Annotated in this window: 18 protein-coding genes; 15 read left to right on the top strand and 3 right to left on the bottom strand. The window is 75.3% G+C overall.

The window, feature by feature from the left end; translation table 11 throughout:
• Positions 1–17: 17 nt before the first annotated feature.
• The gene (locus IE108_RS29500) at positions 18–1,061 is read right to left on the bottom strand and encodes an AfsR/SARP family transcriptional regulator (RefSeq protein WP_079163894.1); all 1,044 of its coding nucleotides are present in this window, start codon (positions 1,059–1,061) and stop codon (positions 18–20) included.
• Between the two features lie 354 nt (positions 1,062–1,415).
• Between IE108_RS29500 and IE108_RS29505 the strand changes: the two genes are divergently transcribed.
• From IE108_RS29505 to IE108_RS29535, 7 genes are all read left to right on the top strand, one after another.
• The gene (locus IE108_RS29505) at positions 1,416–2,237 is read left to right on the top strand and encodes an AfsR/SARP family transcriptional regulator (protein ID WP_064732206.1); all 822 of its coding nucleotides are present in this window, start codon (positions 1,416–1,418) and stop codon (positions 2,235–2,237) included.
• Positions 2,238–2,285: 48 nt separating this feature from the next.
• Complete coding sequence (locus IE108_RS29510; protein WP_064732207.1) at positions 2,286–3,053, top strand: thioesterase II family protein; 768 nt, start codon at positions 2,286–2,288, stop codon at positions 3,051–3,053.
• Positions 3,054–3,063: 10 nt separating this feature from the next.
• Entirely contained in the window at positions 3,064–4,326 is a 1,263-nt protein-coding gene (locus IE108_RS29515) for a beta-ketoacyl-[acyl-carrier-protein] synthase family protein (RefSeq protein WP_064732208.1), read from the top strand.
• Positions 4,323–5,579 (top strand): beta-ketoacyl synthase N-terminal-like domain-containing protein, encoded by a 1,257-nt coding sequence (locus IE108_RS29520; RefSeq protein ID WP_064732209.1) that lies wholly within the window; start codon positions 4,323–4,325, stop codon positions 5,577–5,579. The genes IE108_RS29515 and IE108_RS29520 overlap by 4 nt, the downstream gene beginning before the upstream one ends.
• A gap of 77 nt (positions 5,580–5,656) precedes the next feature.
• Complete coding sequence (locus tag IE108_RS29525) at positions 5,657–5,920, top strand: acyl carrier protein (protein WP_064732210.1); 264 nt, start codon at positions 5,657–5,659, stop codon at positions 5,918–5,920.
• Positions 5,921–5,934: 14 nt separating this feature from the next.
• A complete protein-coding gene (locus IE108_RS29530; protein WP_064732211.1) occupies positions 5,935–7,281 on the top strand; it encodes an FAD-dependent monooxygenase in 1,347 nt (448 codons plus the stop codon).
• Positions 7,278–8,189 (top strand): MBL fold metallo-hydrolase, encoded by a 912-nt coding sequence (locus IE108_RS29535; protein ID WP_064732212.1) that lies wholly within the window; start codon positions 7,278–7,280, stop codon positions 8,187–8,189. The genes IE108_RS29530 and IE108_RS29535 overlap by 4 nt, the downstream gene beginning before the upstream one ends.
• Positions 8,190–8,197: 8 nt before the next feature.
• Here IE108_RS29535 and IE108_RS29540 read toward each other — a convergent pair whose 3' ends face one another.
• Together IE108_RS29540 and IE108_RS29545 are read right to left on the bottom strand one after the other, a co-directional pair.
• On the bottom strand, positions 8,198–8,656 hold the full coding sequence (locus tag IE108_RS29540) for a nuclear transport factor 2 family protein (RefSeq protein WP_064732213.1): 459 nt from the start codon (positions 8,654–8,656) through the stop codon (positions 8,198–8,200).
• 14 nt (positions 8,657–8,670) lie between these two features.
• Entirely contained in the window at positions 8,671–9,132 is a 462-nt protein-coding gene (locus IE108_RS29545; RefSeq protein ID WP_064732214.1) for a nuclear transport factor 2 family protein, read from the bottom strand.
• A 129-nt stretch (positions 9,133–9,261) separates the two neighbouring features.
• Here IE108_RS29545 and IE108_RS29550 point away from each other — a divergent pair, with 129 nt between their 5' ends.
• The 8 genes from IE108_RS29550 to IE108_RS29585 all read left to right on the top strand — a co-directional run bounded on the left by IE108_RS29550 (position 9,262) and on the right by IE108_RS29585 (position 20,336).
• Positions 9,262–11,187 (top strand): AMP-binding protein, encoded by a 1,926-nt coding sequence (locus IE108_RS29550; RefSeq protein ID WP_079163895.1) that lies wholly within the window; start codon positions 9,262–9,264, stop codon positions 11,185–11,187.
• A complete protein-coding gene (locus IE108_RS29555; protein ID WP_064732215.1) occupies positions 11,187–12,884 on the top strand; it encodes an FAD-dependent oxidoreductase in 1,698 nt (565 codons plus the stop codon). Before IE108_RS29550 ends, IE108_RS29555 begins: the two co-directional genes overlap by 1 nt.
• A complete protein-coding gene (gene fabG / locus IE108_RS29560) occupies positions 12,881–13,663 on the top strand; it encodes a 3-oxoacyl-ACP reductase FabG (RefSeq protein WP_064732216.1) in 783 nt (260 codons plus the stop codon). The genes IE108_RS29555 and fabG overlap by 4 nt, the downstream gene beginning before the upstream one ends.
• Positions 13,664–13,690: 27 nt before the next feature.
• Positions 13,691–14,647 carry an aromatase/cyclase gene (locus IE108_RS29565; protein WP_064732498.1) on the top strand — a complete coding sequence of 319 codons (957 nt, stop codon included), beginning with the start codon at positions 13,691–13,693 and terminating at the stop codon, positions 14,645–14,647.
• A 122-nt stretch (positions 14,648–14,769) separates the two neighbouring features.
• On the top strand, positions 14,770–15,024 hold the full coding sequence (locus IE108_RS29570; protein WP_064732217.1) for an acyl carrier protein: 255 nt from the start codon (positions 14,770–14,772) through the stop codon (positions 15,022–15,024).
• Positions 15,025–15,166: 142 nt separating this feature from the next.
• A complete protein-coding gene (locus tag IE108_RS29575; protein WP_064732218.1) occupies positions 15,167–16,927 on the top strand; it encodes an acyl-CoA dehydrogenase family protein in 1,761 nt (586 codons plus the stop codon).
• Positions 16,928–16,972: 45 nt separating this feature from the next.
• A complete protein-coding gene (locus IE108_RS29580; protein WP_229852515.1) occupies positions 16,973–17,923 on the top strand; it encodes a 4'-phosphopantetheinyl transferase family protein in 951 nt (316 codons plus the stop codon).
• Between the two features lie 229 nt (positions 17,924–18,152).
• Positions 18,153–20,336 carry a condensation domain-containing protein gene (locus IE108_RS29585; RefSeq protein WP_064732219.1) on the top strand — a complete coding sequence of 728 codons (2,184 nt, stop codon included), beginning with the start codon at positions 18,153–18,155 and terminating at the stop codon, positions 20,334–20,336.
• Positions 20,337–20,388 lie beyond the last annotated feature (52 nt).

Genomic DNA, 20,388 nt, shown 5'->3' on the forward strand with positions numbered 1-20,388 from the left:
CGCCGCGCCCGGGACGGTCAGGGCGCGACCCGCTGGACCGACGGCCCCCCGGCCAGCCGCGCCACCATCGTGTCGTAGCGGCGTACGAGAGCTTCCTGGGAGCGGGTCAGTTCGTCGATGCGCCGTTGCAGTCGGGCGACCTCGCCGCCCAGTTCGAGGGCCTCCGACAGGGTCGCGGGCCCGCCCCCGGGATGCGGGCGGGACGGGGCGGACAGGTCGGGGGCGTGGTTGAGGACCGCCTCCAGCCGGGCGCGCAGGGCCGGCCCCGGCTCGATGCCGAGTGCCTCCACCAGCCGCCGCCGGGCCCGTTCGTAGACCCCGAGGGCCTCGGCCTGGCGGCCGCTGCGGTACAGGGCGACCATCAGCAGGTCGTAGAACCGCTCGTGCAGCGGGTGGTCGACCGTCAGCTTCTCCAGCTCCCCGGTGATCTGGCCGTGCTGGGCGCAGGCCAGGCTGGCCTCGTAGAGCGACTCCAGGGCCGTCAGCCGGTGTTCCTCCAGCCGGTCCGCCTCGCTCACGCACAGGGGGCCGAGCCGGCTGTCCTGGAGGGCGGGACCGCGCCACAGGGACAGGGCGTGCCGCAGCAGCCGGACCGCGTACCCCGGATCGGCCGACACGGCGGCCCGGCCCAGCGCGGACAGCCGCTGGAAGCGCTCGACGTCGGTGGTGGCGGGGCCGAGGCTGAGCAGGTAGCCGGTGGGCAGTGTGCTGATCCACTCGTGGCCCCGCGAGCCCCCGCCCCGCTCGGGCAGCAGCCGCCGCAGCCTGGCCACATGGGCCTGGAGGGCGTTCGAGGCGTTCGTCGGCGGCCGGTCGCCCCAGAGTTCCTCGGTGAGCCGGTCGACGGAGAGCAGGCGGTCGGCGTGCAGGACGAGCGCCGACAGGAGGGCGCGCTGCTTGGGACCCGAGGGCACGATGCCCGTTCCCGTCGCGCCGTCGTGCAGCCCGACCGGCCCCAGCAGCCGGAACTCCGTCTCCCCGAAGGCCTTGGGCGACAGCGGGTCGGCGGTGCCGGGCCCGCCCGTCGCGCCGTGCGGGGCACCGTCCGGTGGGTGTTCCATGAGAGCTCCCTCGTCGGTCGGTCGGCGGGTCGGTGGACGGCGTCGTCGGTGACCGGGCCGGAAATCGGAGGGTCGTCATCCGGTCCGGCGGCGGTCGGGGGCGAAGGTACGGTCCCTTCGGACGGTAGCCGCCGTACGACGCCGGCGGGCCGGTCCGCGAGCCCCCTTCCAGCGCTCGTACAAGCGTTCTCGAGCGGTGCGGCGACAGGGCGAAAGCCGGTCTGTGGAGAGTCGCTCGAACGCCGGTCGAGATCCCGGGAGACACGCCACGAGTGGGGCTAGCTTGCTTCACGGCCGACGGCTTTGAGCCACCGAGGGGCCTCGACCACCTTGGACCGGTACGGGGAGGAAACCATGGAGATTCAGGTTCTGGGTCCGTTGCGCGCCGACGTCAACGGGGTCTCGATCGTTCCGACCGCGGGCAAGCCGAGGCAGATCCTCGCCCTGCTCGCCTTCTATCCGGGCCGGGTCATGCCCGTGCCCACGCTCATGGAGGAGATCTGGGGCACCAACATGCCGCAGAGCGCCATGACGACCATGCAGACGTACATACTGCAGCTGCGCCGCCGCCTCGGCACGGCGATGGGGCCCGACGCCCCGGGCCGCGCCAAGGAGGTGCTCGCCACCCGCCACGGCGGCTACCTGCTCCAGGTCCCGCCGGAGAGCGTCGACGTCCACCGCTACGAGCAGCTGGTGACGGCCGGCCAGGCCGCCTTCGAGGAGGCGCGCGACGAACAGGCCGCGGACCTCTTCCGGGACGCGCTCGCCCTGTGGCAGGGCCCGGCCCTGGTCGACGTCCGGGTCGGACCGATCCTGGAGATCGAGGTCATGCGGCTGGAGGAGAGCCGGCTCGGCACCGTGGAGCGGCGCATCGACGTCGACCTCCGGCTCGGCCGGCACGCCGAGCTGATCGCCGAACTCACCGACCTGATCGCCCGTCACCCGCAGCACGAGGGTCTGCACTCGCAGGCCATGGTGGCGCTGTACCGCTCCGGCCGGCAGGCCACCGCGCTCGACGTCTACCGCCGGCTGCGCGGCCGGCTGATCGAGGAACTGGGCGTGGAGCCGTCACCGCAGCTCCAGCGGCTGCACCAGGCGATGCTCACCGTCGACCCGGCCCTCGACGTGGCGTGCGGACCGCGCCGCACCTCCACCTTCAACCTGTACGCGGCCTGAAGCCGCACGCGGTCCGCGAAGGCCGCGGCGGGAGGGGAGGGACGCTCCGTGTCCGACGCACCGCCGGTGCCCCTGCACTGCTTCGCCCACGCCGGGGCCGGCATCTCCGCCTTCCACGGCTGGAGTGCCGACCTGGGCACCGGCGCCCTGTCCACGCCCCATCTGCTGCCGGGCCGCGAAGCCCGGCGGCGCGAACCCCGGGTGACCGCACGCGAGACGCTGCTCGCCGACCTGTTCGACGGCTTCCGCGCGCCCGCCGCCCCGTACGTGCTCTACGGCCACAGCCTCGGCGCGCTGGTCGCCTACACCCTCGCCCGGGCGCTGCACGAGGCCGGTCTGCCCACCCCGGCGCTGCTCGCCGTGGGCGCCTGCCCGCCGCCCGACGCCGCCTCCGTGCTCTCCGACGCCTGCCGGGAGCCCGAACGGCGGCTGCGGAGCCTGCTCGACACCCTGGGCGCCGGCCCGCCGGACACCGTCCCCGGCGACCTGTGGGAGCGCAAGGTGCTGCCGGTGCTGCGCGACGACCTGGTCCTCGCCGACGCCCTGCGCGCCGCCGCCCGCCACCCGGTGGCCGGCGGCCCGTTCCGGGTGCCGGTGCTGGCCGTCGCGGGCGCGGACGACCTGCTGGCCCCGCCGCCGGTGATGGCCGGCTGGCACCGCTGGACGGCGGCACGGACCACCACCCGCACCCTGCCCGGGGACCACTTCTTCGTACGGGGACGCGCACTGCCCCGGCTGCTCGGGCGGGCCTGCCGCGTCGTCCGCCGGACGGCGGCGCGGCCCGCATCACTGTCGACCACCGGAGGACGAGCGTGAGGGACAGCCGATGAGACGAGTCGCCATCACCGGGATCGGAGTGGTCGCGCCCGGCGGTGTGGGCACCACCGCGTTCTGGTCGCTGCTGACCGAGGGACGCACCGCCACCCGCCCCATCACCTTCTTCGACGCCTCGGGGTTCCGCTCCCGGATCGCCGCCGAGGCCGACTTCGACCCCGCCCGGCACGGCTTCACCGCCGAAGAGGCCCGACGTCTCGACCGGGCCGCCCAGTTCGGCCTGGTCGCCGCCCGCGAAGCGGTCGCCGACAGCGGCCTGGACACCGCCGCCGCCGAACGCACCGGCGTGGTGCTGGGCAGCGCCGTCGGGTGCAGCACCGGCCTCGACGAGATCTACGCCCACGTCAGCGAGCACGGCGCCGGCTGGCAACTGGACCACACCCGGGCCGAGGCACGGCTCGGTGACTACCTGGTGCCCAGCTCCCTGGCCGCCGAGGTCGCCCGGGACACCGGAGCGCTCGGACCGGTCGCCGTCGTCTCCACCGGCTGCACCTCCGGCCTCGACGCGCTCGGCCACGCCGCCGAACTCATCCGCGAGGGCAGCGCCGACGTGATGGTCGCGGGCGCCTCCGAGGCGCCGATCACACCCATCACCCTGGCCTCCTTCGACGCCATCCGCGCCACCTCGGCCCGCAACGACGAACCCGGGACCGCCTCACGCCCCTTCGACCGCACCCGCAACGGCTTCGTCCTCGGCGAGGGCTGCGCCATGCTCGTGCTGGAGGAGTACGGCCACGCCCGGCGGCGCGGCGCGCCCGTGTACGCCGAGATCGCCGGGTTCGCCGGCCGCTCCAACGCCTACCACATGACCGGACTGCGCCTGGACGGCGCCGAGATGGCCGAGGCCATCCGCGTCGCACTGCTGGAGGCACGGGTGAACCCCGAGGACGTCGACTACGTCAACGCGCACGGCTCCGGCACCAAGCAGAACGACAAGCACGAGACGGCCGCCTTCAAACGCGGCCTCGGCGAGCACGCCCGGCGGATCCCGGTCAGCTCGATCAAGTCGATGATCGGGCACTCGCTCGGCGCGATCGGCTCGCTGGAGATCGCCGCCTGCGCCCTGGCCATCAAGCACGACACCGTGCCGCCCACCGCCAACCTGCACGAGCCGGACCCCGACTGCGACCTCGACTACACGCCGCTCACGGCCCGGGAACAGCGCACCGACACCGTGCTCAGCGTCGGCAGCGGCTTCGGCGGCTTCCAGAGCGCGATGGTCCTGACCGCCGGACGACCGGAGGTGGCCGCATGACCGCCCTCGCCGGACGGGAACGCGGACTGATCGGCGCCCGCGACGTCACCGCGGCCGTCACCGGCATCGGCGTCGTCGCCCCCGGCGGCGTCGGCACCGAAGCCTGGTGGGCGTCCGCGCTGCGCGGCCGCAGCGCCATCGGCCCCGTCACCCGCTTCGACGCGTCCGGCTCGCCCGCCCGGCTGGCCGGCGAGATCGCCGGGTTCACCGACGAGGACCACGTGTCCGGACGGCTGCTGCCGCAGACCGACCGCGTCACCCGGCTCGCCCTCGCCGCCGCCGCCGAAGCCCTCGGCATGGCGGAGCTGGACCCCGAAGGCCTGCCCGACTACGCCGTCGGCGTGGTCACCGCGAACGCGGCCGGCGGATTCGAGTTCGGCCAGCGAGAGCTACAGGCCCTGTGGAGCCGGGGCAGCCGGCACGTCGGCGCCTACCAGTCGTTCGCCTGGTTCTACGCGGCCAACTCGGGCCAGATCTCCATCCGGCACGGGCTGCGCGGACCCAGCGGAGTCGTCGTCTCCGAACAGGCCGGCGGTCTCGACGCCGTCGCCCAGGCCCGCCGGCACCTGCGCCGGGGCGTCCAGGCCGTGGTGACCGGCGGCGCCGACTCCACCCTGTGCCCCTGGGGCTGGACCGCCCACCTGGCCGCCGGCGGGATGAGCACCGCCCACGACCCCGACCGGGCCTACCTGCCCTTCGACGCGGACGCGAACGGCCACGTCGTCGGCGAGGGCGGAGCGCTGTTCGTCGTCGAGGACGGCGACGCCGCCCGCGCCCGCGGGGCCCGCGTCCTCGGCCTCGTCGCGGGCTGCGCCGCCACCTTCGACCCCGCCCCGGGCGCCGGCCGCCCCCGGCTGCTCGCCGCCGCCGAACTCGCCCTGGCCGACGCGGAGATCACTCCCGCGGACGTGGACGTCGTGTTCGCCGACGCGGCCGGCGACCGGGCCGCCGACCGGGCCGAGGCAGAGGCGCTGACCACCCTGTTCGGGCCTTTCGGCGTGCCCGTCACCGCCCCCAAGGCGATGACCGGGCGGCTGCTGTCGGGTGGCTCGGCGGTGGACCTGGCGGCGGCCCTGCTCGCCCTGCGCGACCAGGTGATCCCGCCGACCGCGGGCACGACGGACGTCGCCGACGACTGCCCGGTGGACCTGGTGACGGGCCGGGCCCGCCCCGCCCGGCTGCGCACCGCGCTCGTCCTGGCCCGCGGCCGGGGCGGCTTCAACGCCGCGACCGTCGTACGCGCCGCCGACTGACGACCACACACCCGGGGCCGCGGCCACCGCACCCGCGGCCCGGACCACCCACGGAACCGACGAAGGCGAGGAACCTCGTGGACCGGCTGGAACTCACCGAACTCACCGCCCTGCTGCGCACCTGCGCCGGCGAGGGAGAAGGCATCGACCTGAACGGCGACGTCCTCGACACGCCGTTCGTCGACCTGGGCTACGACTCGCTCGCCCTGCTCCAGGTCACCGGCATCGTCGAGCGCGACCACGACATCACGCTCGACGAGGAGGCGCTGGACGAGGCGGAGACGCCCCGCCAGTACCTCGACCTCGTCAACCAGGCCCTGTCCGCCCGCGCCGCCGCCTGAAAGGGAGGACCGCCATGGCCTCGCCGCGCGTCCCCGAGATGAACCGCGCCAACGCCCCCCGCGTCGACGTCTGCGTGGTCGGCGCGGGGCCCGCCGGACTGGCGCTCACCCTGATGCTGCTGCGCTCCGGCCTCGAGGTGGCCCTGGTGGAGCGCTCCACCGGCCTCAACCGCGACTTCCACGGAGAGATACTCCAGCCCGGCGGACAGCGCGTCCTCGACGAACTCGGCGTGCTGTCGGCCGCCCGCGCCCGCGGCGCCCGCGAACTGGACGGCTTCCAGGTCCTCCAGGACGAGCGCGTGCTGCTCGACGTCGACTACCGCCGGCTGCCCGCCCCGTACGACCGGCTGCTCGCGCTGCCCCAGCGCCACCTGCTGGACGAACTCCTCGCCGCCTGCCGGGAACTGCCCGGCCTCACCTTCCTGGAAGGGCACCGGGTCTCCGGGCTGGTGCGCGAGCGCGGGCGGATCGCGGGCGTGGTGGCGCACCGGCGCGACGGCGGGACCGCCACCGTGCGGGCCCACGTCGTGGTCGGCGCGGACGGCAGATACTCCCGCACCCGGACGCTGGCGGGCATCGACGCCGGCCGCCGCGAGGCGTTCGACCAGGACGTGGCCTGGTTCACGCTGTCCGCCCCGGGCCGCGCCACCGGGGCGGTCCGGGTGCACCGCACCGCGACGGGCGCGCTGCTCGTCCACGACACCCACCCGGACCGGCTGCGGGTCGGCTGGACGCTGCCGCACCGCACCTGGAACCGGGTGGCGGTCCGCGGCATCCAGGACGTCCGCCGTGAACTCGCCGACGCCCTGCCCGGGTTCGCCGACCTGATCCACACCCACCTGCGCTCGCTGTCCGACCTCACCCTGCTCGACGTGTTCGCCGCCCAGGCCGGCCGGTGGGTGGACGACGGACTGCTGCTGGTCGGCGACAGCGCCCACACCCACGGGCCGATCGGCGCCCAGGGCATCAACCTCGCGCTCCAGGACGCGGCCGCCGCCCACCCCGTGCTCCTCGACGCGGTCGGCGCCGGCGACGCCGGCCGGGACCGGCTGCTGCCCTACGAAAGGCGGCGCAGGCCGGCCGCGGCCGGCGTGCACCGCGTCCAGCGGATCCAGGCCAAGGCGCTGCTGGGCCGCAGCGGTCCGCTCGCCACCCGGCTGCGCTCCCGGGCCGCCTCCGTGGTCACCCGCTCCCGTATCGGCGAGCGCGTCACCCACCGCATCGCCTACGGACCCGACCCGGCCACCGTACGCACGGACCTCTTCACGGCCCCCGCTTTGGCGACCGCGGCCCCCGCCCCGGCGCCCGCGAACCCCGCCCCGGTGCCCGCGAGCCTCGCCCGCCCAGGGACCGGCCGGTGACCGCCCGGGACGGTACCGGACGGCTGATCGAGGTCGCGGACGGCGTACACGCCCACGTCCAGCCGGACGGCGGATGGTGCCTGAGCAACGCCGGGCTCATCACCGACGGGAGCGAATCCGTCCTGGTGGACACCGCCGCGACCCGGGCCCGGACCCTGCGGCTGCGCGAGGCGGTGCTGCGGACCGTGCCGCGCCCGCCGCGCGTGCTGGTCAGCACCCACTTCCACGGCGACCACACCTTCGGCAACCACCTCTTCCCCGAGGCCGTGATCGTCGCCCACGAACGGGCCCGGGACGACGTCACCGCGGCCGGGCTGCACCTGACCGGACTGTGGCCCGACGTGTGCTGGGGCGACCCGCGGGTGGTGGCGCCGCAGCTCACCCACCGCGACGGCATGACCGTCCACGCGGGCGAGGTGCGCGCCGAACTGCTGCACCCCGGGCCCGCGCACACCACCGGCGACACCGTCGTCTGGCTGCCCGAGCAACGGGTGCTGTTCACCGGCGACCTCGTCATGTCCGGGGTGACGCCGTTCTGCCCCATGGGGTCCGTCGCCGGGTCGATCGAGGCGCTGCACACCCTGCGCGCCCTCGGTCCGCGCACCGTGGTCCCCGGGCACGGCCCGGTGGGCGGTCCGGAACTGCTCGACGTCAACGAGGACTACCTGCGCCGCCTCCAGCGGCTGGCCGCCGACGGTCTGGCCGCCGGACTCGACCCGCTGGAGACCGCCCGGGAGGCGGGACCCGGCCCGTACGCCGACCTGCTCGACGCCGAACGCCTGGTGCCCAACCTGCACCGCGCCTTCCACGAGGCCCTCGGCGGCCGGCCCGGCGAACCGCTGGACATCCCCGCGCTGTTCGCCGAGATGACCCGCTACCACGGACGGCTCCCGGCCTGTCGCGCCTGAGCGCAGGCTCAGAAGGACAGGTGGTCCGGGACCACCCGGCGCTCCCGGGTGAGCAGCGCGCCGTCCCGGAGCACCAGCAGGTCCTCCACCACACTGCTCGGCCCGATGTCCGGCACCGGATTCCAGGGACGGGTAACCGCCACCAGGGTGTAGTAGCGGGTGTGCAGCGCCCCGTCCGGACGCACCGAAACGCGCAGCATGTTGTACCAGTGCCGCCTGCGCACCTCCTCCGAGCGGAACCGCCGCTCGTGCGCGGCCAGCAGCGCCGCCGCGATGGCCGCCCGCCCGTGCGCCGCCGGCACCGAGGGCGAGGGCGCGAAGACGCCGTCCTCGGTGAACGTCGCCGCGAACTCCTCCGCCCGCAGGTCGTCGAGGAGCGCCACCTGTTCCGCGTAGAACTGCTGGACGCGCGCGTACAGGGCGCCCTCGTCGGCGGCAAGCCCTTCGCCGATGGTCTGCACCGTCATGTCGTCAGCCTCCTTCAGGCCAGGTCGTCCCGGGTGACCACACGTCGCCGGGTCTGCCACTCGCCGCCGTCACGGACCAGCTCGTCCTCCATCACGCACACCCGCAGCAGCCTCGAATCGCCGCCCCGGGGTGTGGCGTGGACCAGCGCGTAGCAGCGCGTGTGCAGCACTCCGTCCGCACCGGTACGCACGTCGAGCATGCCGATCCAGTGCCGGTGCTGCTCCCCGCCGTCCTCCTGGCGGCGCCGGTTGCGCAGCACGTTGGCGACCAGGCCCGGCCGGCCGCGCACCGGCTCGTCCAGGGTCGGCACGCTGAAGACGGCGTCCTCGGTGAACGTGGCGGCCCAGCCGTCGGCGTCGTGCAGGTCGAAGAGCTGCATCTGGTGCGCGTAGAACCGCTGCACCCGTGCGTACAGGTCCCCGAACCCGCTCGGCCCGGCGAGGTCCTCGATGCGGTCGGGCGTCTCGGTGGTCATGCGGACCAGCCTTTCGTTCCGTCGGATGCGCCCACTGTCCGACGCCCGGATCGAGCGCTCTTCGAACCTTCCTCAAGCGGTCCGGCAGAACGTGGTGAGCACCCCCCGAGACCCGCTGGAGGACGAGCCGTGCCGAACCTCGCGTACTCCGACATGACGGTCGACGGCCTGCTGCGCTCGGCCGCCGTCCGCGATCCCGAGGGATACGCCGTACGCACCCGGCACGGCGCCCGGACCTTCCGCGAACTGGACGCGCTGGCCGACCGGATCGCCACGTTCGTGCGGAGTGCGACCGGCCGACGCCCGGGCGCGCGCGTGGCCGTCGCCTCCGTCCTCGACCCGGTCTTCGCCGCCGCCTACCACGGCGTCGCACGCGGCGGGGCCACCGTCGTCCTGGTCAACCCGCTGATCGGCGACGAGGGACTGCGCCACGTCCTGTCCGCCGCCGGCGCCGAACTCGCCCTGGTGCCCTCGGCCGTCGCCGGACGGCTGGCCCGGCTGCGCGGCGCCCTGCCCGCCCTCGGCACCGTCGTGGTCACCGACACCGACACCGGCGGTGCGGTGCCCGCCAACTGCCTGCCCCTGGAGGAGGCCCTGGACGGCCCGGCGGAAGCCGCCCTCGGACGCCCCGGCGGGGCCGACCCGGACGCGGTCGCCTGCGTGCAGTTCACCACCGGCACCACCGGCCGCCCCAAGGGCGTCCTGCTCACCCACCGCAACCTCGTCGCCAACGCCCGGCAGACCGCCCTCGCGCACGGGCTCGGCCCGGACTCGGTCACCCTCAACCACCTGCCGCTCTACCACGTCATGCACCTCAACAGCGCACTGGACGCGGGCGCCTGCCAGGTCCTGTGCCAGGACCCCGACCCGGTGACCTCCCTGGCCGTCGCCGCGGGCACCGGCGCCACCCACTACTACGGGCTGCCCGCCCGTCTGCACCGGCTCGCCACCGACGAACGGCTGCCCGGCCTCGCGCCCGCCGCACGCGACGGATCCCGGCTCACCGCCGTCCTGTCCGGCGGCTCGGCGCTGCTGCCCGAGGCCGCGCGCACCCTCGGCGAACTGCTCCGCGTCCCGGTCGTCCAGGGCTACGGCATGGCCGAACTCTCCCCGCTCACCCACTGCCAGCGTCCCGGAAGCCCCCACCGGCCCGGCACCGTCGGCACCCCCGTACCCGGGACCGAGTGCCGCCTGGTGGACCTCTCCGACCGCCACCCGGTCGAGGCCGGAGCCGTCGGCGAGGTGCAGGTCCGGGGACCGCAGCTGATGGCCGGCTACCTCGGCGAGCGGCCCGGCACCCACCTCGGCGCCGACGGCTGGTACAGCACCGGCGACCTCGGCTCGGTCGACGACGACGGCACCCTGCGGCTGCTGGACCGGGTCGACGACATCTTCAAGTACGACAACGAGATCGTCTCGCCCGGCCGCGTCGAGCGGGTCCTCGCCCGCGACCCGCGGGTCGCCGACTGCGTCGTCGCCGGGCTGCGCGACCCCGAGCACGGCCGGGTGGCCTGGGCCGGTGTCGTGCTGCGCGACCCGGAGGGCACGCCGTCGTCCCGCGACCGCGTCCTGCGCTCCGTCGTCGAACGCGCCAACGCACAGCTCTCGCACCACGAACACGTCCGGGCCGCCGAGGCCCTGTCCGCCGTACCGCGCACCCCCACCGGAAAGCCGGCCCGCAGCCGCCTGCGCCAGACGCTCGCCGAGCGGGGCGCGTTCGGCGGCGGGTCCGGGGCAGGCCCCTTCGATCTCTTCCAGGAGCAGACCATGGTGACCTTCGTCAACAAACTGACCGTGCACGGCGACCTCGACACCTTCCTCGGCGTCAAGAGCCGGCTCACGGCCTACATGGCCGCCCAGCCCGGTTACGTCAGCCACCAGGTCATGCGGCACGCCTGGCACCCCAACGTCTACCTGGAGCTGGCCGTCTGGGAGGACGCCGACGCACACCAGAAGGCCGTGCGCAGCGAGGAGTTCCAGGCACTGGTCAAGCAGCTCGGCCCGCTCGCCACGCCCGAGCCCGGGCTCTTCGAGACGGTGGAGGCGAGCGCCTGATGACCGCCTCCGGGCAGCCCCGGGCCGTCGTCGTCGGCGCCGGCCCCGTCGGCCTGACCGCCGCCCACGAACTCGCCCGCAGAGGCGTCGCGGTGCGCCTGGTCGACGCCGCCGACGCACCCGCGCGCACCAGCAGAGCCGTGGCCGCGCATCCGCGCACCCTGGAGACGTTCGCGCAGATGGGCGTCGCCGACGCCGTGATCGCGCGCGGCCGCCGCAACCGCGCCTTCACCATGTTCGCGCGCGGCCGGCGTCTGGTGCGCCTGGAGGCGGACTACTCGACGATGCCGACCTCCCACCCGTACTCACTGATCGTCGCCCAGACGGACACCGAGGAGGAGCTGCGCCGGGCCGTGGCCCGGCTCGGCGTCGAGGTCGAGTGGGGCACCCGGCTGACCGCGTTCGAGCAGGACGCGGACCGGGTGGTGCTGCGGCTGACGCGCGACGGGCGGGAGGAGGTCGTCGAGACGTCCTGGCTGGTCGGCTGCGACGGCGGGCACAGCACCGTGCGCAGACTGCTCGGCCTGGAGCTGGTCGGCGAGAGCAGCGAGACCTGGATGCTCGCCGACGCGCCCGTGGACGTCGACCTGCCGCCCGACACCATCTACTGGGCCCACACCGGCAGCCAGGCGCTGATGATGGTGCCCTACGCCCGGGACGGCCACTGGAGGCTGCTCGACACCGCCCCCGGCCCCGGCGCCACCGACGACGTCGGAGCGGGATTCGGGGCCAAGCTGTCGGCCGGCCTCGGACGCACGGTGCGGGTCGGCGAACCGGAGTGGACGTCCGTCTTCACCTTCCAGCAGCGGATGGTCGCGCGGATGCGCGAGGGCCGGGTCTTCGTCGCCGGGGACGCCGCGCACGTGCACAGCCCCGCCTCCGGCCAGGGCATGAACACCGGCATCCAGGAGGCCTACAACCTGGCCTGGAAGCTCGCCCAGGTCGACCAGGGCCACGCCGGGGAGGAACTCCTGGACAGCTACGGCGAGGAGCGGGTCCCCATCGGCAGGGCCCTGCTCGGCTCCACCCGCACCGCCACCTTCCTAGTCCAGCTCAAGAACCTGCTCGCGTCCGTGGCGCTGCCCGTCGTCTTCACCGTCGTCCGCAACGTGCCGGGCCTGCGACGGGCCGTGCAGCGCAAGGTCCTGGGCGGCATGTCCGGGCTGCGCATCGGCTACCCCCGGTCCGCGCTGACCACCCCCGACCAGCACCCGCACCTCACCGGCACCGGGCCCGCGCCCGGTGAGCGGGTCACGGCGGCGCCGGTCCACGACCCGGAGGTGCCCGGCTTCCGCGCCCTGCACGAGGAACTGCGGGACACCCGCTGGTCCCTGCTGCTGGCCGCCGGAGGCACCGGCCCGGGCGACGGACCCGCCGGCGTGGCCGTCACCGCCGCCGTGCAGTACGGCGAGTGGCTGTCCGTCCGCACCGTCGGCGGCGGCTCCGCCGAGGCCCCCGCCCCGCTCGGCGACCCCGACTTCGCGCTGCGCCGGGCGCTCGGCCTGCCGGCCGGCTGCTGGCTGCTGGTACGCCCGGACGGCTACGTCGCCGCCCGCGGCCGCACGCTGACCCGGACCGGTCTGGAGCAGGCCGTGGCCCCGCTGCGGCCGGCCACCCGGCTCGCCGGACCGCCGCCGCACGAACCGGGCTTCCCGCGCCCCGTCCCGCTCTCCCCCTCGAAGGAGGACCGAACATGACCGCACAGCCCCCCGTCGCCCTCGTCACCGGCGGCACGAGCGGCATCGGACTGGCCGTGGCCCGCGCACTGGGCCGCGCCGGGCACCGCGTCTTCCTGTGCGCCCGCACCGACGCGGACGTCAAGCAGACCGTCGACGACCTGCGCGCCGAGGGCCTGGAGGTGGACGGCCGGGCCGCCGACGTGCGCTCCCGCACCGCGGTGGCCGACCTGGTGCGCGCCGCGGTGGACACGTACGGGCCCGTCACGGTCCTGGTCAACAACGCCGGGCGCAGCGGCGGCGGCGTCACCGCCGATCTGACCGACGACCTCTGGTACGACGTCATCGACACCAACCTCAACAGCGTGTTCCTCGTGACCCGCGAGGTCCTGCGCAACGGTGGCCTGGCCGACGCCGCACACGGGCGGATCGTCAACATCGCGTCGACCGCCGGCAAGCAGGGCGTCCTGCTCGGCGCCCCCTACAGCGCCTCCAAGCACGGGGTGGTCGGCTTCACCAAGGCGCTGGGCCGCGAACTCGCCCCCACGGGCGTCACGGTCAACGCCGTCTGTCCCGGCTACGTGGAGACGCCCATGGCGTCCCGCGTACGGCAGGGGTACGCCGCGGCCTGGGAGACCACCGAGGACGCGGTGCAGGAGCAGTTCGAGGCGAAGATCCCCCTCGGCCGCTACTCCACCCCGCAGGAGGTGGCCGGTCTCGTGTCCTACCTGGCCTCCGAGACGGCCGCCTCCATCACCGCGCAGGCGCTCAACGTCTGCGGCGGGCTCGGCAATTTCTGAAACACGACGTCAGGGAAGAGGTGTGTGGTGACGGGTGAGCGCGTGCACAGGACGTCGCACTCGACCGAGGTGGACGCACCGGCCGGGATCGTCTACGGACTGATCGCGGACGCCGTGCGGTGGCCGCTGTTCTTTCCACCCAACGTCCACGTCGAGCGACTGGAGACGGACGGGACCAACGAACGGCTGCGGATGTGGGCGACGGCCAACGGCCAGGTCCGCTCCTGGATCTCGCAGCGGGTTCAGGACCCGGCGACCCGGCGGGTCGAGTTCCGCCAGTCGCACCCGCAGGCGCCGGTGCGGACCATGAACGGGACCTGGGCGATCGAGGAACTGGCGGGCGGCACCACCCTGCTGACCCTGCTGCACGACTTCACCGTCCACGGCGACCGGCCCGGCGACGCGGAGTGGGTGGAACGGGCCGTCGACACCAACTCGCGCGCCGAGCTGGCCGGCCTGAAGCGGCTCGCCGAACGCTGGCGGCGCCTGGACGGCCTGGTCCTCTCCTTCGAGGACTCGATCCGAGTGGCCGCGCCCGCCGAACCGGTCTACGACTTCCTCTACCGGGTCGGCGACTGGCCCCGGCTGATCCCCCACGTGTCCCGGCTGGAGCTGACCGAGGACGCGCCCGGCGTCCAGGTCATGGCGATGGACACGCTCACCGCGGACGGCGCCTCGCACACCACCGAGTCCGTACGGATCTGCTTCCCGCACGCCGGGCGCATCGTCTACAAGCAGACCGCCACCCCCGCGCTGATGGAGGCGCACACCGGTGAGTGGTCCGTGGTGTCCGACGGCAGCGGGACGACCGCCGTGGCGCAGCACAGCGTCGTGCTGCGCGAGGACGCCGTCGAACGCGTCCTCGGCCCCGGCGCGGACCTGGAACAGGCCCGCAGGTACGTCCGCGAGGCGCTCGGCCGCAACTCCACCGCCACCCTCGAACTGGCCCGCGAGTACGCCGAGTCGGTGGTCGGGGCCGGCTGAACCGCTCGTGTGCCCGGGGTCCATCGGGGCTCCGGGCACACTCCAGCGCCTGCCCGGACAGTCGAGGCCGGGAGCCCTCGACGGAGCGCCGGCGGGCCGAACCGACGACAGGACGGTGAGCGATGAGCACGGACGCCAGAGCCAGGACGGCGGCCTACCTCTCCAGGTTCTTCCCGGTCCACGACCTCGGGGACGACGACGACATCTTCGAGCAGGGCTACGTCAGTTCCGTGTTCGGCATGCAGCTGGTCGCCTTCGTGGAGCGCGAGTTCGGCGTGACCGTCGGCGAGGAGGACATGGACCTCGAGCACTTCCGGACCCTGCGCGCCCTCGACACCTTCGTCGCACGCAAGCTGGCCGCGCGCGCGGGAGTCTGACCCCGCGCCCAGCGCCGCTTCCCGCGCGGCTCCGGCACCGCTCCACCGCCCTTCCGGTTCCGCGCGAGCCGGCCTGGTCAAGCTGGCGTCCGGGCGTGCGAGAGGCCCGCCGCGAGGGGACGAAGGAGCTGAGTTGCGCGCCATGACCGGCATCGCGCGGACCGCGCCCGCACCCGGCGGCGGACCCGGCCGCTGGGAGGAGGCCGCACGCGCGCGTGCGGCACGGCTGGAATCCCTCCTCGGCGACCCCTACGACCCGGCCAACCCCCACGGGCTGCGCGCCCTGTTCGCCGCCGACGAGCGGCGCACCCCGCCGCGCGAGACCGAGGCGCTCCTCGACGAGGAGGGCTGGGCCGCCGAGTTCGTGCCCGCCGCCCACGGCGGCCGGCTCACCCGCGCCGACCTGCTCGCCCGGGCCCTGCGCCCGGTCTTCCGGCGCGACGTCGCCCTGGGCTTCGGCCACGGCATCACCTCGATGTTCGCGACCGGCGCCGTCTGGGCGGCCGGCGGCGAAGGCATGCGGCACGAACTGGCCGGACAGCTGCTGGCCGGCGGACGGGCCACGATCCTGCACCACGAACTCGCCCATGCCAACGCCATCCTGCGGGACGAGTTCACCGCCCGCCCCGCACCCGGCGGCGGCCACCTCCTGCACGGCCGCAAGGACGTCGTCATCAACGCCTCGCGCGCCGACGCGCAGGTCGTCTACGCCCGCACCGACCCCGCACGGGGCCCGCGCAGCCACTCGGTGTTCCTCCTGGACCCCGCGCGGGCCGCGCCCGGCACCACCCGCCACCTGCCGCGGGTCGAGACCGCCGGCATGCGCGGAGCCCTCTTCAGCGGTCTGGAGTTCGACGGCCGCGCGGTGCCCGAGGACGCGCTCGTCGGCGCCCCGGGGGACGGGGTCGCCCTGGCCCTGCGCACCTTCCAGGTCAATCGCAGCGTGATCTGCGGCGTCGTCACCGCCGCCGTCGACACGGTCCTGCACTCCGCCGTCCGCGCCGCCGCCACCGGGCGCGGCGGCAGGGTCGCCCGCCGCTGGCACAAGCCCCTCACCGGCGTCTTCGCCGACCTGCTGGCCTGCGACGCCATGGCCACCGTCGCGCTGCGGGCGCTCGGCCTGCTGCCCGGCCGGGCCCACGTCTTCGCCGCGGCCGTCAAGTACGTCGTCCCCGACCTGCTGCGCGAGAACCTGGAGGAACTGGCCGCGGTACTGGGCGGCCGGGGCTACGACCTGGAGAGCCCCGAGTACGGTGCCCTCGGCAAACTGGTGCGGGACCTGCCGGTGGCCGGACTCGGCCACGCCGGCACCGCCTCCTGCCAGGCCGTGATCGTCCCGCAGCTCAGGACGCTGGCCGAGTCCGCCTGGTTCGCCGAGGACGAGCCGCCCCCCGAACTCTTCCGCGCCGGCGCCGAACTGCCCGCACTCGACTACCGGGCACTGGGCATCGCGGGCGGCGGCGACTTCATGGCCGCCTCCCTGGCCGGCTCGGCCGCCCGGCTCGCCGCCTGCCGCGGGGTCGGCGGCCAGGTCGGCGTCCTCGCCGAGCTGGCCGAGACGTTCGTCGCCGAACTGCGCGCCCTGCGCGAGACCTGCCGGGCGCTGCCTGCCTCCGGCGGCCGGGCGCTCGCGGATCCCGCCGTGTGCGTACTGAGCGACCGCTACAGCCTGATCGTCAGCGCCGCCGCGGTCCTCGGCGTCTGGGAGGCCCAGGACGGCACCGACCCCTTCCTCGCCGACCCCGCCTGGGCCGTGCTCGCCCTCGCCCGGATCGGGGCCCGCCTCGGCGTCCCGGTGCCCGACCTGCCCGACGGCTGCACACACCGGCTGCTCGACGAGCTGATCCGCCGCCACCGGTCCGGCATCTCCTGCGACCTGGACTCCACCGCCCTCGCCCACTGACGCCGCCCGCCCCGCGAGCCCGACCCCCGGAAAGGGTGGCCCGAAGTGAATTCCCCGGCAGACACCTTCCCGAGCGACCCCCGCCCCGCCGGCACCGGTCACGCGGTCGCGTCCGTCCGCGCGGGACCCGCCGAGGCCGGCCCCGCCGACCTCGACCGCATCAGCGAGCCGGTCCACGTCGTCGGACCCGACGGCCCCTGGCACCGGGTGCGCGAGGGCATGCGGTCGCGCGGCAACGCCGTGGTGTTCACCACCTGGGGCCAGTGGCTCGGCACCGCCGTCACCGATCCGGGCCTGCGTCCGCTCCTGGGCGGCGACTGGCAGCGCTACCGGCGCACCGAGGACCCGCTCATCCGCTTCCGGTTCCTCACCTCGCGCCTGGTCACCAAGTACACGGCCGCCGCCGCCCTGGACGCCAGGGCCACCGACCTCAACCTCGCCTACAAGATCGGCGGCCGGCCCTATCTGCGCGGCCTCGACCAGGTCGACATCAGCCTCACCCACACCGACGACCTGATCGCGGTGGCCGTCAGCCGCACCGGCCGGATCGGCGTGGACGCCGAACCCGCCGGCCGCGCCATGTCCTTCGACCTCCTGCACAGCCACGTGTGCAGCCCCGCCGAACGCGCCGAACTGGAACTGCTGCCGGCCGGGCGCCGGTCGGCGGCCCTGCTGCGCCTGTGGACGCTGAAGGAGGCGTACACCAAGGCCATCGGCCAGGGACTGCGGCTCGGCTTCACCGAGTTCGGCTTCGGCGCCGACGGTGAGGGACTGCTGGCCCCCGACGGCCGGCCCGCCTCGCGCGGCGAATGGGCCTTCAGCACCCGGCGGGTGCTCGGCCGCTACCTCCTGAGCGTCGCCAGCCACGACGCCGGCCTCGACAGCTCCCGCGACACCGCGGCCCACACCATGCTCGACGAGGGCTTCATGGGAGCCGTGGCGGACCTGCTCGCCCCCGCTGCGCCGGGCGGTGCCGGGACGGGCGCGGACCCGTGACCGCACCGGGCCGCCGTACGGGCATCGCCCCTGTCCAGCGCCGTGTCAGCACCGTGTGGGGTCCGTGTCGGCGGCCGCGCGCATACTCGTCGGGCGTTCGCACAGAGGGGAGGGAGGGGGCCTTCGAGCCGCACGCCGAGGTCGTGCACACAAACGTCGTGCACACAGCCGTACGCGTGGACCGCACGCCGTACGCGCGACCACGGAAGGTGCCCGCCCCGGACCGTCGATGACCGCCAATCACGCCTCACCACCGCAGCCCGGCCGGGACGCCACGGCCACCACGGTCGTGCTCGACCTCGGACCCGCACCCCACGGCCACCCGGCCCTCGAGGTGCACGGACCCCTGGACGGGGACCGCCTGGAGGCAGCCCTCGACCAGGTCGCCGTCCACCACCCCGACACGCTCGCCTGGCCGAACGTCGTCGACCACGACGGCGCCTCCCACACCCTGCGCCTGCCCCCCGGAGCGCCCGCCGCCTTCCCCTGGGGCCTGCTCGCCGATCTGCTCACCCACCCGGTCCCCGGCACCCGTACCGTCCGCTCCGTACCCCCGACCGCGCTCCAGCGGGAACTGCTCGCCGACGCCGACGCCCACCCCGGCCGGCACGTGGAGCGGCTCACCTGGGCCTGGCACGGCCCGCTCGACCTCGACCGGTTCCGCGCCTCCTGGCAGTCCGTCGTGGACCGGGAGAGCGTGCTGCGCGCCGCCTTCGGCGACGGACCCGACCCGCTGCTGCTCCTCCACGACGACGTGAACGCCGAAGTCCTGTGGCTGCCGGAGGGCACGGTCGGCTGGCCCGACCTGGTCGAACACGACCTCAGGCGGGGCCTCGACCCGCGCCTGCCCCCCGCCCTGCGGGTCACCGTCCTGGGCGGCGGCGCCGGGCGCGGCGCCGACACGCCCTCCCGGGTCCTGCTCACCTACCACCACGCGCTCCTCGACGACTGGAGCGCCCGCCTGCTCGTGCGCGAGTTCTACCGCGCCTACCTGGCCGGCGGCCGGCTGCCCGGCGGCGAGCGGCGCCCCGACATCCGGGACTACGTCCGCTGGCTGCACCACCAGGACCCCGGCCCGGCCCGGGACTACTGGTCGCACTCCGCGCCCCGCGCCGACGCCGTGTCCCCCGTCCCGCTCACCGACGCCCCCGTCCCGCCCACCGCCGCCCCCGGGTCGGCCACCGGACGGACCGAGGTGCGCCTGGACGTCGCACTCGCCGAACGGCTCACCGCCTGGGCCGCCCACTGGGGCAGCACCGAGAGCGGCGTCCTGCAAGCGCTCTGGGCCGTCCTGCTGTACCGGGCCAGCGGTGCGCAGGGCCCGGCACGGGTCCGCTTCGGCGTGGCCGTCTCGGGCCGCGGCATCACCCTGGAGGGCGCCGAGCGCCTGCCCGCACCGCTGCGCGTCCCACTGCCGCTGAGCGTCGAGGTCGACCCCCACTCCACGGTGGCCACCCTGCTGGCCGAGGTGCGCGACCGCGTGCTGGACATGGCGGCCTACGAATGGGTCTCGCCCGGCCAGGTACGCGACTGGTCCACCCCCGCGCCCGCGACCTCCGCACCCGTACCGTCCGCGGCCGCCGCGGCGCACCGGTCCCCGGCACGCGGGACCCGGGACAGCGGCCCCGGATCCCCCGCGCCCGCTCCCGCCGCACCGCAGGACGGCAGCCTCCTGGTCTTCGAGGGCGGGCCCCGCCCCGTCGACGACCTGTCGGCCGAACTCGCCGCGCGGGGCGTGCGCGTGGGCAGGCCCGAACCGCTGGGCGCCCGCACCGCCTTCCCCGTCACGCTGGTCACCCGGCACGACGACGACGGCGGACTCGTCCTGACCGCCACCCACGACCACTCCCCGTACGCCGACGCCACCGAGGTCCTCAACGACAGCGCGTCGCTGCTGACCGAGATGCCCTACCTGCCCGCCGACTCCACGACCGTCGCCGAGCTGCTGCGCATGCTGTCGACGGCTCCCGCCGCACCCGGCTCCGCTCCAGCCGGCCCGCCCCCGGCCACGCCGCCCGGGACCCCCGCGGAACCCCCGCTGGTCCCGCTGCGCCCGGCCACCGCCCCCGGCGCGGGCACCGTCTGCCTCGTCCAGACGCCGGGCCTGCCCCGGACGCGCTACGAACGGCTGGCCGAGGCCTACCGGGGCCCCGAGGCCGTGACCCTGCTGCGTCCCACCGCGGACACCGCGGACGGCGGGCACACCGCGCGCCACCCCCTGCCCGACACCGGCCCCCTGCTCGTCCTCGCCGCCTTCTCCGGCGGCGGCACCGCCGCCTGCGAGGGGGCCCGGCGGGTGGCGGCGGACGGGGAACGGCCGCCGCTCGTGGTGCTCACCGGCGCCACGACCGACGACACCACCTTCGCCCGGATGCTCGAATCCGTCGCCGCACGAGCCGGACGCCCCAGGTGACCGGCCCCGCCGCGCCGAAGCGACGGCCGGGTCCGCCGGCCGCCGACAGACG

This window comes from Streptomyces parvulus (assembly GCF_014648855.1).
In the GTDB taxonomy this organism is placed as follows: Bacteria; Actinomycetota; Actinomycetes; order Streptomycetales; family Streptomycetaceae; genus Streptomyces; species Streptomyces parvulus.